General features: G+C 69.3%; 10 protein-coding genes, 1 other RNA gene and 1 pseudogene. 11 read left to right on the top strand and 1 reads right to left on the bottom strand.

All coding sequences use genetic code 11. The annotated features are described in order from the left end of the window. From CLM62_RS05185 to CLM62_RS05200, 4 genes and pseudogenes are all read left to right on the top strand, one after another. Positions 1–322, top strand: a pseudogene (locus tag CLM62_RS05185) (serine/threonine protein kinase); the annotation flags it as partial. Between the two features lie 125 nt (positions 323–447). Continuing rightward, positions 448–1683, top strand: a complete 1236-nt coding sequence (locus CLM62_RS05190; protein ID WP_095748674.1) for a serine/threonine-protein kinase — start codon at positions 448–450, stop codon at positions 1681–1683. 81 nt (positions 1684–1764) lie between these two features. Then, positions 1765–2871: a peptide chain release factor 2 gene (gene prfB, locus CLM62_RS05195; RefSeq protein ID WP_095748675.1), complete on the top strand. Its 1107-nt coding sequence runs from the start codon at positions 1765–1767 to the stop codon at positions 2869–2871. 300 nt (positions 2872–3171) lie between these two features. Then, positions 3172–3810: a hypothetical protein gene (locus CLM62_RS05200; RefSeq protein WP_095748676.1), complete on the top strand. Its 639-nt coding sequence runs from the start codon at positions 3172–3174 to the stop codon at positions 3808–3810. Positions 3811–3916: 106 nt separating this feature from the next. Here the strand turns inward: CLM62_RS05200 and CLM62_RS05205 are convergent, their stop codons facing one another. Continuing rightward, complete coding sequence (locus tag CLM62_RS05205) at positions 3917–4108, bottom strand: hypothetical protein (RefSeq protein WP_053851796.1); 192 nt, start codon at positions 4106–4108, stop codon at positions 3917–3919. 243 nt (positions 4109–4351) lie between these two features. Here CLM62_RS05205 and ftsE point away from each other — a divergent pair, with 243 nt between their 5' ends. From ftsE to CLM62_RS05240, 7 genes are all read left to right on the top strand, one after another. Next, the gene (gene ftsE / locus CLM62_RS05210) at positions 4352–5041 is read left to right on the top strand and encodes a cell division ATP-binding protein FtsE (protein ID WP_067235911.1); all 690 of its coding nucleotides are present in this window, start codon (positions 4352–4354) and stop codon (positions 5039–5041) included. A 38-nt stretch (positions 5042–5079) separates the two neighbouring features. Beyond that, on the top strand, positions 5080–6000 hold the full coding sequence (gene ftsX, locus CLM62_RS05215; RefSeq protein WP_095748677.1) for a permease-like cell division protein FtsX: 921 nt from the start codon (positions 5080–5082) through the stop codon (positions 5998–6000). A 67-nt stretch (positions 6001–6067) separates the two neighbouring features. Then, entirely contained in the window at positions 6068–7243 is a 1176-nt protein-coding gene (locus CLM62_RS05220) for a S41 family peptidase (protein WP_095748678.1), read from the top strand. Positions 7244–7321: 78 nt separating this feature from the next. Further along, positions 7322–7801 (top strand): SsrA-binding protein SmpB, encoded by a 480-nt coding sequence (gene smpB, locus CLM62_RS05225; RefSeq protein ID WP_095748679.1) that lies wholly within the window; start codon positions 7322–7324, stop codon positions 7799–7801. A gap of 156 nt (positions 7802–7957) precedes the next feature. Next, positions 7958–8356, top strand: a transfer-messenger RNA (tmRNA) gene (gene ssrA / locus CLM62_RS05230). Positions 8357–8892: 536 nt separating this feature from the next. Continuing rightward, positions 8893–12984, top strand: a complete 4092-nt coding sequence (locus CLM62_RS05235) for a ricin-type beta-trefoil lectin domain protein (RefSeq protein ID WP_373559109.1) — start codon at positions 8893–8895, stop codon at positions 12982–12984. After that, positions 12981–13724 (top strand): hypothetical protein, encoded by a 744-nt coding sequence (locus tag CLM62_RS05240; RefSeq protein ID WP_095748681.1) that lies wholly within the window; start codon positions 12981–12983, stop codon positions 13722–13724. Before CLM62_RS05235 ends, CLM62_RS05240 begins: the two co-directional genes overlap by 4 nt. The last annotated feature ends 304 nt before the right edge of the window (positions 13725–14028 follow it).

The following is a 14028-nucleotide window of genomic DNA, read 5'->3' on the forward strand; positions in this document are numbered from 1 at the left end:
GCAGTACGCCCCGCCGCAGCAGCCCCGGCAGCAGCCGCAGCCGCAGCGGTACGCGCCGCCCCCGCAGCCGGAGCCCCAGCGCCCCGCGCGCGAGCCCCGGCAGCGCAGCGCCAACCGGATGAGGATCCCCGGTCTCGGCTGCCTCAAGGGCTGCCTGTTCACGATCGTCATCCTGTTCGTGGCGGGCTGGCTGGTCTGGGAGCTGAGCCCGTTGCAGGACTGGATCGGCACGGGCAAGGGCTACTGGGAGCAGCTCAGCGACTGGTTCACCAATGTCACCGGGTGGATCGAGGACCTGGGCGGGGGCTCCTCCGGCCAGTAGAGGCTGGCCAGTAGAGGCCACTCTGGTGATTTGTCGACACCCGGCGGGTGATTTCTGTCTCCGCGGTGAAGGTTGGCTCTTCCTGCGCGTAGTTTTAGCGACAACACGCGTCAGTAGGAGCAGCCTTGGCACGGAAGATCGGCAGCCGGTACACCGCCCACCAGATCCTGGGGCGGGGCAGCGCCGGCACGGTGTGGCTGGGTGAGGGACCCGAGGGGCCCGTCGCCGTCAAGCTGCTGCGCGAGGACCTCGCCTCCGACCAGGAGCTCGTCGGACGCTTCGTGCAGGAGCGCACGGCGCTGCTCGGCCTGGAGCATCCGAACGTCGTCTCCGTGCGCGACCTGGTGGTGGACGGCAACGACCTCGCGCTGGTCATGGACCTCGTGCGGGGCACGGACCTGCGCACCCGGCTCGACCGGGAGAAGCGGCTCGCGCCCGAGGCCGCGGTGGCGATCGTCGCGGACGTGGCGGACGGGCTGGCGGCGGCGCACGCGGCCGGGGTCGTGCACCGTGACGTGAAGCCGGAGAACGTGCTGCTGGACATGCAGGGGCCGCTGGGGCCGGGCGGGTCGCACCCCGCGCTGCTGACGGACTTCGGAGTGGCGAAGCTGATCGATTCACCTCGGCGGACGAAGGCCACGAAGATCATCGGTACGCCGGACTATCTGGCGCCGGAGATCGTGGAGGGGCTGCCGCCCCGGGCATCGGTCGACATCTACGCGCTGGCCACGGTCCTGTACGAGCTGCTGGCGGGCTTCACGCCGTTCGGCGGGGGGCATCCGGGCGCGGTGCTCCGCCGCCATGTGACCGAGACGGTCGTCCCCCTCCCGGGCATCCCGGACGAACTCTGGCAGCTCGTCGTGCAGTGCCTGGCCAAGGCGCCGGCCTCGCGGCTGCGGGCCTCGGAGCTGGGCGCGCGGCTGCGGGAGCTGCTGCCGATGCTGGCGGGGATGCCGCCGCTGGACGTGGACGAGCCGGACGCGGAGTCCGCGGAGGAGCCTCAGGCTCCGCCGGAGGAGCCGGTGTCCTCGGCGCCGGTGCGGCGGGGGGCGGTGCCGCTGGTGCCGGGGGCGAAGCCGGCCGACTCCAACCGGGACACGCATACGTCGATGAGGGTGCCGGGGCCGGATGAGCTGGCGGGGGGTGCGCGGGGCACCGCCCGGGCGCCTCGGGCCGCGGGTGCGCCACGTCCTGGTTCCGCTCGGCACCGGGCGGCGACTCGGCGGCGGAGGGTTGCCTTGGGGGTGGCCGCGGTGGCTCTGGTGGCCGCGGCCGGGGTCGGTACGTGGGTGGCCACGTCGGGGGACGACGCCGGAGCGACTCCCCAGGACACGAAGAACTCGGCACCTGCGACGCCGTGACCGCCGGGGCTCCGCCCCCGGTGACGAGCGCCCGGCACCGGACGACCGAGGTCGGTTGCCACAGCCGTTACGCTGGGAGGCGTGGCAGTCGTCGATGTATCCGAAGAGCTCAAATCCCTCTCCTCGACCATGGAGTCGATCGAGGCCGTTCTGGACCTCGACAAGCTGAGGGCAGACGTCGCCGTGCTCGAGGAGCAGGCGGCCGCGCCGTCCCTGTGGGACAACCCGGACGAGGCGCAGAAGATCACCAGCAAGCTGTCCCACCTCCAGGCCGAGGTCAGGAAGGCGGAGGCGCTGCGCGGACGGATCGACGATCTCGCCGTGCTGTTCGAGATGGCCGAGGAGGAGGACGACCCGGACACCCGCGCGGAGGCCGAGTCCGAGCTCGTCGCCGTCAAGAAGGCGCTGGACGAAATGGAAGTGCGGACCCTTCTCAGCGGGGAGTACGACGCCCGCGAGGCGCTCGTCAACATCCGCGCCGAGGCCGGTGGCGTCGACGCCGCCGACTTCGCCGAGAAGCTCCAGCGCATGTACCTGCGCTGGGCGGAGCAGCAGGGCTACAAGACCGAGGTCTACGAGACGTCGTACGCCGAGGAGGCCGGCATCAAGTCGACCACCTTCGCCGTACAGGCGCCGTACGCCTACGGCACCCTCTCCGTCGAGCAGGGGACCCATCGGCTGGTGCGCATCTCCCCCTTCGACAACCAGGGGCGCCGCCAGACCTCCTTCGCGGGCGTGGAGATCCTGCCCGTCGTCGAGCAGTCCGACCACGTCGAGATCGACGAGAGCGAACTGCGTATCGACGTGTACCGGTCCTCCGGGCCCGGCGGCCAGGGCGTCAACACGACCGACTCCGCCGTCCGTATCACGCACCTCCCCACCGGCATCGTCGTCTCCTGTCAGAACGAGCGGTCGCAGATCCAGAACAAGGCCACCGCGATGAACGTCCTCCAGGCCAAGCTGCTCGAGCGGCGCCGCCAGGAGGAGCAGGCCAAGATGGACGCCCTGAAGGGGGACGGGGGCAACTCCTGGGGCAACCAGATGCGTTCGTACGTCCTGCACCCATACCAGATGGTCAAGGACCTGCGCACCGAGTTCGAGGTCGGCAACCCCGAAGCCGTGTTCAACGGTGAGATCGACGGGTTCCTGGAGGCCGGAATTCGCTGGCGCAAGCAGCAGGAGAAGTAAGTTTGTCGACAAGGCAACTGTCGCCCTCCCGGCGGCAGTTGCCTTTTGTGCGCCCGCTTGCATGCCTGATGTCTGGGTTTTACATCACACTCACAGGCTTCAATCTCCGGCATTGATCTCTTAGTTGGACATTGCGCACGCAACGCCCTTGACGTTGCTCTGAAAAGTGGGAAAGGTAACGCGCGGCATGCGTATCTCTGGGGCGCATGTGAATCCGGGGGCTTGAGTCCAGCTACCTCCGTCGAATCACGGTCCCGAGCGCCGCCTCACTGACGATGAGCTACTGGGGGTAGCAACCAGATGACCAACAAGACGCGGATCCGGATCGCGCGGGTGGCCGCCGGTGCGGTGATCGCCGCCGGTGCTTCGCTGACCGCCGCGGGCGCCGCTTCCGCCGACGACTGCGGCTTCCTGGGTCTCGGGTGCGTGACGCAGCCGCCCGCCCCGCCGGAGGACCCGACCGACCCGCCGACCGGTCTCCCGACCGACCCGGAGGTCCCGCCGACGGACCTGCCGACCGACCCGGGCATTCCCACCGAGGAGCCGCCCACGGTGGAGCCGACCGAGCCCACCGAGGAGCCCCCCGCCGAGCCCACCGAGGACCCGACCGACCCGGGCAACGGGAACGGCAATGGGAACGGCAACGGCAATGGGAATGGCAACGGGAACGGCAACGGTGCCGGCGGTGGCAACAACACCGACCCCGACGGCGGCACCGCTCCTCAGGAAGAGGGTTCCTCGTCCCTGACCGACACGGGCACGGACACCACCCCGTCCGGCTCCGACGCGGCGGCCCAGGGTAACGGTGACGAGCTCGCCGAGACCGGTTCCGGCCAGACCACCTTCCTCATCATCGGCGCCGCCACGATGATCGCCGGTGGTGTCGGCTTCCGCGTCCTGCCGCGCCTCATGGGCGGCCGGGGCGGAGCGGCTGCCTGACGGTAGCCGTCCGCGTACGCAACGTACGCGCGTCATACGGCGAGGGGCCCCGGAGCGTGCATCGCTCCGGGGCCCCTCGTACGTCCTGTACGGCCCTTGTGCCGCCCTATGCGGTCTGGTGGGCCAGCAGCGCCACCGCCGCGATCAGCACCGCCAGCAGGGCGATCAGCGCCATGGGGTTCAGCCCCGCGAAAAGGTTCTCCTGCTGCAGCCGCTCGCGGTTCGCACGGCACACGGGGCACCGGCCCTCGCTCACGGGCGCCGCGCAGTTCGCGCACACCAACCGGTCGTACGTCATGCGCCTCGCCCTCCTTGCGCCGGTTCCGTGTATCTCAACGTCCGCGGCGGTGCGAACGTTCCCCTCCACGATGCCAGGTTCCCCCGGAGGCTGCGCGGGCGCCTTCATGCTTCTCAGCCCCGTTTACAGGTTGCCCGGAACAAAAGTGCACAACCCTCGCGCAACCCCTACCGGTGACTGCGGTCCCGTACCCGGTTCGCGTATGGTCACGCTCATCTACCCCCGGCGACCCGTGGTGCATCCGTGATCCGATTCGACAATGTCTCCAAGGTCTACCCCAAGCAGACCCGCCCCGCACTCAGGGATGTCTCCCTGGAAGTGGAGAAGGGCGAGTTCGTGTTCCTCGTGGGGTCCTCCGGCTCCGGAAAGTCCACCTTCCTGCGGCTGGTCCTCCGCGAGGAGCGGTGCAGCCACGGTCAGGTGCACGTCCTGGGCAAGGACCTCGCGCGCCTCTCCAACTGGAAGGTGCCGCAAATGCGCCGCCAGCTGGGGACGGTGTTCCAGGACTTCCGTCTCCTGCCGAACAAGACGGTCGCCGAGAACGTGGCCTTCGCGCAGGAGGTCATCGGCAAGTCGCGCGGCGAGATCCGCAAGTCCGTGCCGCAGGTGCTCGACCTCGTCGGGCTCGGCGGCAAGGAGGACCGGATGCCCGGTGAGTTGTCCGGAGGTGAGCAGCAGCGCGTGGCCATCGCGCGCGCCTTCGTCAACCGGCCCAAGCTGCTCATCGCGGACGAGCCCACCGGCAACCTCGACCCGCAGACCTCCGTCGGCATCATGAAACTGCTCGACCGGATCAACCGGACCGGCACGACCGTGGTGATGGCGACGCACGACCAGAACATCGTGGACCAGATGCGCAAGCGCGTCATCGAGCTGGAGAAGGGACGCCTCGTCCGCGATCAGGCACGCGGCGTCTACGGCTACCAGCACTGACGACCGACATGCTCCACGGAAAGGCTTAACCAGACGCCATGCGCGCCCAGTTCGTACTCTCCGAGATCGGTGTCGGTCTCCGCCGCAACCTGACGATGACCTTCGCCGTCATCGTCTCCGTCGCCCTGTCGCTCGCCCTGTTCGGCGGGTCGCTCCTGATGAGCGACCAGGTCAGCACCATGAAGGGCTACTGGTACGACAAGGTCAACGTCTCGGTCTTCCTCTGCAACAAGAGCGACGCCGAGTCCGACCCGAACTGCGCCAAGGGCGCGGTCACCGAGGACCAGAAGAAGGACATCCTCGCCGACCTGAAGAAGATGTCGTCGGTCGTGCAGACGGTCACCTACGAGTCGCAGGACCAGGCGTACAAGCACTACAAGGAGCAGTTCGGGGACTCCCCGCTGGCCAGCTCCCTCACGCCGGACCAGATGCAGGAGTCGTACCGCATCAAGCTGAAGGACCCGGAGAAGTACCAGGTCATCGCCACCGCCTTCGACGGACGGGACGGCGTGCAGTCGGTGCAGGACCAAAAGGGCATTCTGGACAACCTCTTCGGGCTGCTCAACGGCATGAACTGGGCCGCGCGGGCCGTCATGGCCCTGATGCTGGTCGTCGCCCTGATGCTGATCGTCAACACCGTGCGCGTCTCGGCGTTCAGCCGCCGGCGTGAGACCGGGATCATGCGCCTGGTGGGCGCCTCGGGCTTCTACATCCAGGCGCCGTTCATCATGGAGGCCGCGGTCGCCGGGCTGATCGGCGGCACGGTCGCGTGCGGGTTCCTGGTGATCGCGCGGTACTTCCTGATCGACCACGGTCTGGCCCTGTCCGAGAAGTTGAACCTGATCAACTTCATCGGCTGGGACGCCGTACTGACGAAGCTGCCGCTCATCCTGGCGACGAGTCTGCTGATGCCCGCGTTGGCCGCGTTCTTCGCGCTGCGCAAGTACTTGAAGGTGTGACGCATGCCAAGAGGGCCGTACGGTCAACCGGCCGTGCGGCTCTTCGCGTTGTCCTAGACTCACCGGCATGTCAGGCCAAGACCCGTTCTGTCAGCCCCGCCGCGTCCGTCGCGGGGCCGCCTTGACGTTGGTCTTCGCGAGCGTGCTGGTGGCCGGTGCCGCGACCGGCTCCTTTCCGGCCGCCGAGCCCCTCGACCGGAAATCCGCCTCCGACCGGGCCCGTTCGGCCGCGTACGCGAGCCCGCAGGAGGACGTGGCGAAGGCGGCCGAGGAGGCCATGGCCGACGGCAAGTCCCCCATGGAGGCCGCCGAACGCGCGGTCAGCCGCAGCGGCGACCGCTGGGGCGCCGTCTACTCCCAGGGCGAGTACGAGGAGTTCGAGGAAGCCCTCGACGGCGAGTACACCGGCGTCGGCCTGTGGGCGCGGCGCGAGGGCGATGGCCGTATCGAGGTGGCGAAGGTCGCCTCCGGCTCGCCCGCGGCCGCCGCGGGGATCCACGAGGGCGACCGGCTGCGCAGCGTCGACGGCAGGAAGGTAGACGGGCGACCGGTCACGGAGGTCGTCTCCTTGCTGCGCGGTGACGCGAAGGACGCGGCCGCCGGTACGACCGTCCGCCTCGGGCTGGAACGCGGCACGCGCGCGTGGAGCGAGACACTGCGCCGGGCCCGCCTGTCCACGGACGATGTGACGGTGCGCACACTGGCCGGCGGCGGCATCACCGTGATCAGGATCGGCGCCTTCACCAAGGGCTCCGGCGACCGGGTGCGCACCGCCGTACGGCAGGCCCCGATCGGCACCGGGATCATCCTCGACCTGCGCGGCAACTCCGGCGGCCTGGTCACCGAGGCCGTCACCGCCGCCTCCGCCTTCTTCGACGGCGGCCTGGTCGCCACGTACGACGTCGAGGGCGACCAGCGCGCCCTGCACGCCGAGCCCGGCGGCGACACCACCAGACCCCTGGTCGCGCTCGTCGACGGCGGCACGATGAGCGCGGCCGAGCTCCTCACCGGCGCCCTGCAGGACCGCGGCCGCGCGGTCGTCGTGGGCTCCCGCACCTTCGGCAAGGGCTCGGTCCAGATGCCGAGCCGGCTGCCCGACGGGTCCGTCGCCGAGCTGACCGTCGGGCACTACCGCACCCCGTCCGGCCGCGGGGTCGACGGCCACGGCATCACGCCCGACCTGGACGTCGAGCAGCACGTCGTGGAGCGGGCGGAGACGGTGCTCAGCGGGCTCGGGCAGTAGCGGCCTCGTTCCTGCCCCTGTGGCCGTTGTTAATGCGCTTCCCGTCCACCCCCTCCGTAGTGCGAAAATGGTCGCACTATGGCTAAGGAAAAAGGGCGCAAGCTGATCGCGCAGAACAAGAAGGCGCGGCACGACTACCAGATCCTCGACACCTACGAGGCCGGTCTGGTCCTCACCGGCACCGAGGTGAAGTCGCTGCGTCAGGGGCGTGCCTCGCTGGTCGACGGCTTCGTTCAGCTCGACGGGCACGAGGCGTGGCTGCACAACGTGCACGTGCCGGAGTACAGCCAGGGCACCTGGACCAACCACAGCGCCCGCCGCAAGCGCAAGCTCCTGCTGCACCGCCTCGAGATCGACAAGCTCGAGGCCAAGTCCCAGGAGACGGGTCACACGATCGTGCCCCTCGCGCTGTACTTCAAGGACGGCCGGGCGAAGATCGAGATCGCGCTGGCGCGAGGCAAGAAGGAGTACGACAAGCGTCAGACGCTCCGCGAGAAGCAGGACCGGCGTGAGGCGGAGAAGGTGATCTCGGCGGTGCGGAGGAAGCAGCGGGCGTGAGCCGGTGGGCCGGGCGGGAATGTCCCGGCGCAGGAGTGCGTTGAACCCGGTACGACGGTCGGGTGACCGCCGGGAATACGGTGGCATTGATGTGCGTTGGTCACGTACGATGGCACCTGCATCCCACAGCGGGTGCGCTGATTGAAAACACAACATGGGGATGATCGGTTTCGACAGCGGCTGTCGAAGCAGGGGAAGCGTGTCGAGGAAGCGGCCATGATCTCGTAAACCACAGGCCGAAAAAATAACTGCCAATACCAAGGCACAGCCCTCCCAGGCTGAGTACGCCCTCGCCGTCTGATCAGATAGCGAGCGCGAACTCTCCTACTTAAGGGAGTGTCAGCCCGGGGCTGTTCCCGACCCGGATCCTGGCATCATTCAGGGAACTAAACCTCGATCCCGGTCACGGGGTGAAGAGGGAAACAAACAGTGACTGAGCCCGTCGGAGACTTGTCCGCGTGATCTCCGGGGCCGAGAAAAGCACAGCGGACTGCGCACGGAGAAGCCCTGGTTCCGCACCGTTGGACGCGGGTTCGATTCCCGCCATCTCCACTCGCCCACCCCGTGTGGGCACCCCATGTGGGCAGAGGCCCCGTCGCTTGCGAGCGGCGGGGCCTTTGTCGTGTCCCGGGCTCTGGCATGGTCCGGTCAGTTTCACTACGTTTCCGAAACGCTTGCGAACACTCTCTTCACATGTGACGCACAGGCTGGTTACCGTTCAGTCGCGTCGTAGGCGGAGCTGACCACTCCGCTGCCGCGCACGTCAACCAGCGACCGGGGGGACACCGTCGCTACGGGGGAGGGGTCCGTTCGTCATGCCGCGCTTTCTGACGCGTATCTGAGCAGCCGTACAGCCTCCTGACCGCCTCACGGCGCCTCCACGTCTTCGGACGGGCACTTCGCCCTGCCCTCCCCACACGAAGAACGGATGCTCTTTTGCGTTCCAGACCAGGGCTGTTCATGCCCTCGAAACGGCACAGGACGGGCTGAACCAGCCGCCGGACAAGCTGCACGTCGCGGCGAACCAGGAGTACTGGAACGACACCCCGCTGAGCACCGCGTACAAGAAGGACAGGGACGCGGCGCACAGCGTGGCGGACCAGCTGTACGCCCGGTTCAACGTCTGGCAGAAGCCGCTGTCGGGGCTGCCCACTCCCGGCGGATTCAAGAGCGTGGCCGATTTCCAGGACCCGCCCGGCCTGCCCGGCAGCAGTGAGAAGGACTTCTTCGACCAGACCGGACTCGGCGCATGGGTCGGCCAGCGCATGTGGCTGGACGAGGGCGGCTTCTACGAGGACCCGACGCCGAAAGCCGACGACGCCACCGTCAAGGCGGTCAAGGATCTCGGCACCCCGCTCTACGGCAAGGACCCGGACCCGACACTCCCCACTCCGCAGTGGCGGCAGGCGTACGAAGAGCATCAGGCCTGGGACCACCTGATCAACTGGTCCATGGAACCCACGGGCGCGGACAACGCCCGCATCTTCCTGGCGTCCGGCGGCTTCCCGCGTACCGCCCCCGAGCCCGGCAGCGTCGAACACCGCATCGCCGTCGAGGACCTGAAGGCCCGGTTCGCCTCCTGCGCCTGGCGTGGCCCCGTCGACCCGAGCAAGGTCCTCGGCAAGCAGGTCGCCGACGCGTCTGCCGAATGGCAGCAGGAGATCGCTGCCCAGGCTACCCAGCGCAACCAGATCCTCACCGCCAACGCCGGCGCCACCAAGGCCCTCGCCGCCGGTGCCAAGGCACTGGGCGAGATGCTGGGCCAGTCGTGGATCGCCGACCACCTGGCCCGCTGGCAGGACTACTGGTCCGCCGGCGGCCCCGGCTGGATCGGCGACAGCCCGATGGTCATCCACGCGCACGGTGCAGCCGACAAGTGCCTCGAAGTGGGCGGAGGCAAGAAGGACAACGGCACGCCGGTGCAGATCTACACCTGCAACGGCGGCGCGGGGCAGAAGTGGCAGATCAGCGGCGAAGCGCTGGTCAACGTCAACTCCGGCAAGTGCCTGGACATCAAGAGCTCCGGCACCGCGAACGGCACGGCGTTGCAGATCTGGACGTGCAACAACACCGCCGCCCAGAAGTGGCAGTACAACACCCACGCGACCACACGCCTGTACAACCCGGGCACCGGCAACTGCCTCGATCTCGCGACCTACGACAACAGTCGTGACGCGCGCATGTGGGACCGCAAGGGCACCAACCCGCAGAAGTTCGACATCACGCCGTCCGGTCACAACGGCACCGACTCCCTGAGCTACCCAACCAAGGCCCAGTTCGACAAGGCGAAGAAGGGCGTCACCGACGCCCAGGCCGCGGCGAAGAAGCAGCTCGACCTGCTCAAGGCCCAGGCCACCACCGCGAAGACGGCGGCCACGAACACGGACACCGCTGCGCAGGCCGCCTACGCGATCGCTGACAAGGCGGGTGCTCCCCGGGGTCGAGGTCTACTCGTCGGACAGCAGAAGGCGCAGGTGACGAAGGCGTCCGCCGCCGCTCTGGAGGCCATGGCGAAGGCCGGTGACACCGCCTACGCGGCCACCCGCGCCTCCGCCGGGGACAGCGCCACCATCGCCGCCCGTGCCGTGACGCAGGCCGCCGCGTCCAAGGCCGCGTTCCGTACGGCCGCCGCCAACGAGGCGAGGGCGCAGGCGAAGGCCGCCGCCGACGCGGCTGCCGTACAGGCGCAGAACGCCAAGACCGCCCGCGACACCGCCAAGGCCAAGCTGGCTGAGACGCAGAAGGCCGAGGCGGACGCGAAGGCGGCGGCCGCCGTCGCGCACGCCAAGCGGCTGTCGGCGGAGAAAGAGGAGCAGACCGCGAAGGCGGAGAAGGAACTCGCCGCGCAGAAGCAGGCCGAGGCCGCCCAGCACAAGAACAACGCCGAGGGCTACGCGAAGACAGCGGGCGAGGCCAAGGGCAAGGCGGAGGCCGCCGAGACCACCGCACGCGAGAAGCGCCAGGACGCGGAAGCCGCGCGGGACCGTGCGAAGGGCAAGCGGGACGACGCCTGGGACGCCGAGAGCAAGGCGAACGCGGCCCGTGCCAAGGCCGACGCTAAGGACGCCTACGCGGCAGCCCATGACTCGGCCGACGACGCGAAGGAATCGCGCGCGGCGGCGGACGAGGCGGACCGGCACGCCGATGACGCCGAGGCGGCCGCGAGGTCGGCCCGCTCCGAGGCGGACGCGGCGACCAAGGCGGCGGCCGACGCCGACGCGGCGGCGACGCGCGCGGAGGCGGCGGCCAAGCGGGCCCGTTCCGACGCCGACGACGCCAAGGCCGCCAAGTTGAAGGCGGACGCGGCGGTGCGTACGGCGACGAGCGCGGCAGCGGACGCGATCAAGGCGTCCCAGGACGCCGCCTCGGCGGCCCGTTTGGCGGACGAACTCGCCGACGACGCCGAGAAGGACGCCGCCAACGCGAAGAAGCAGGCCGACGCGTCCAAGGCCGAGGCGGCCAAGGCGGTCGCGGGTGCGGCGGACGCCGCCGGTCACGCGTACATCACCGCCCAGGCCGCGGAGGACGCCGGCAACTCGGCGCGGCAGGTCGCCGCTCCGGCGAACGACGCCATCCAGCTCGGCTCCCCCTACGTCACCACGGACTTCGCGGCCGGGCTCGTGGTCCTGACGGGACAGTCGTCGAAGACGATCGCCGAGCAGCAGAAGGCCGTGGCCGAGCCGCACGCCGCCAACGCCCAGAAGAACGCCACGCAGGCACAGAGTCTCGCCAACGCGGCGACCGGTGACGCCAAGGCCGCCTACACGCTGGCCGCCGAGGCCGCCGGCTTCGCGGCCGACGCCCGTAAGTCGGCGAAGGAGGCGCTCGGTTACGCCTCCGAGGCCGCGGGCTACGCGGCGGAAGCGCAGAAGTCGCTGGCCCGCACGATCGAGCACGGCCGACAGGCCACGGAGGACGCGGCAGCAGCCGACAGGGCGGCGGGCCGCGCCGAGGGCTATGCCAAGGATGCCCGCGCCTCCGCCGACCAGGCGGCCTTGGACGCCGAGGCCGCGCGCACGGCCGCGTCCGAGGCCGAACAGGCGGCGAAGGACGCCCGCGCGGCGGCCACCCGCGCCGCCGAGGAAGCCACGGCGGCCGAGGCGGCGGCGAAGGACGCGCAGAAGTACGCGGAGTCCGCACAGCAGGCGGCGGAGGAGGCCGCACGGAAGGAGGCGAACCAGCAGGTCGCCTCAGGTGCCGGAACCGGCGTCGACAGTGTCTTCTACGTCGTCGACAAGGTCACCGAGGCCGGACCGGCCAAGCAGCTCAACGCATGCGACTACGTGCCCCAGGGCTGCACGGTGACGTACGAGCTGAACCTCGACATCACGGTCAGCTACTACTACTGCGCCAACCCCGACGTCCCCGCCACCGAGGCCGGCTGCCCGCAGGCGGACACGGTGTTCCTCGGCTCGGAGACGCTCGAGAATCAGAAGCAGAACTGGACGCACCACTTCAGCTTCGGTGACATCACCCGGACCGGCTGGCAGAACCTCTTCGGGGAGAAGGCCGGCGCGGTCCTGTACGAGATCGTGCTGGGTGACGTCGCCCGCTGCTACCACGGCGACAAGTCCAGCTGCGCCTGGGCCGCCGGGATGCTCGTACCGCCCTCGATCGCCACGAAGCTGGCCCAGGCGGCCAAGCTGGTCGCACGTGCCGAGCAGGCCATCAAGACCGGTGAGAACGCCGCGCAGGTACTCGCGGAACTGAAGGTGATCTACGGGGAGAAGGGCGCCGCCAAGGTCGGCGACGCCATGAGTGCGGCGGGCCTGGGGCTGCGTATCGCGCAAGGCGTGGCGGAACGGGCCAAGATCGCCCGCGGCACCCTCGACCCCAAGCTGCTGGACAAGCTCAAGGACGCCGGCGTGAAGTTCGACAGGGCGAACACGATCTGGATCATCGAGTACGCCAAGCCCGGTGTACCCCTCGCCTGGCTCGAAAAGGGCACCGTGAACGCCGGCCTGACCCACATCATGTTCCGGCACGCGGGAGAGTTCGCGAACGCCGGTGTCCGGGTGGAGGACATCCCGGCCCTCGTGAAGACGGCCCTGACCGAGGGTACGAGGGTCGGCACCCAGGGGGCCGGCAGACCGATCTTCGAGGTCGCCTTCCACGGCAAGACCCAGCGTGTGGCCGTTAGCGTGGGTGACAACGGATACGTGATCGGAGCGAACATCGCATGACCCGCCAAGAACCGCGGCACGTACTCGTGCAGGCCCGGGGCGAGCCGTCTCCGGTGTACGAGCCGGAGGATGCCGGTGCCTACGAAGACCTCGGTGCCTTCACTCGTGACGTTCCGCTGGACGACGACCGGCTGGCCCTCCCGGCCGATCTGACGGACGCGTTGCGCGCCTGGGCGCTGGCCCGTCCGCCGGAGGGTTTCACCTCCCGCCCGGACCTGCGCAAGCACGACAAGCAGGGGCTGGCGACAGCCCAGCGACTGGCCAGGCATCTCGGGCCTGCATGGGTGGTGCGCTACTGGGACGAGCGGCACAGGACGGCGAAGTGGGTCTGCTGGGGCTGCGACCGCCTCCACTGGGAGCGTGACAGCCACGGCACACCGCCGCACCCGGTCGACCTCACGGTCGAGGGCGAGTACAAGTTCGGTCCGCTGCGCTCCGAAGGGTTCGGGGACTTCTTTCCCGACGATCCCGCCGCCGCGCTGGACCTCTCCGACGGCCTCGTCGCCGATCTGTACGCGTGGGCGAAGAGCATCGACACCACGCTGAACCTGGACCTGAGGGACCGGGAGGACGGCAAGTACGACGCCGAGTGGGAACGGCTGTTCGGCGAAGGGGCGGAGTTGGCGAGGCGAGCAGCCCATGAGCTCGGCCCTGACCGGACAGTGACCTACAAAGGCCTGGCCCATGGCGGTCTGGCCGCGCTGACGTCCATCACCTGGCAAGGGGACCGGCAGTTGTAGGCACGAGCTGAACGTGGCCGGTGGAGCGGAGAGAACAACCATGGACCTCCGCTCCACCGGCCACACTGCTTTGGCCCCGACAGCGTTGATCCCTCGAACAGGTGACGCGTGTGGATTGCCGTACAGAAGAGGTCTTTTGGGCCGATAGCCTGACGTTGTGACGCGCCCGATGGGCGCGTCCTCCCTTCACTCCGGGCCCCTCCTCTTCGGGGCCCGGCCCGACGAGAGCGGTCCCGGGACCCTGACTGGCCGCCTCACGTCGAAGGGAGGACGCCCCCACATGGGCTGTCACGAGGAGCAGAAA

This window comes from Streptomyces sp. SA15 (assembly GCF_002291145.1).
Taxonomy (GTDB): Bacteria; Actinomycetota; Actinomycetes; order Streptomycetales; family Streptomycetaceae; genus Streptomyces.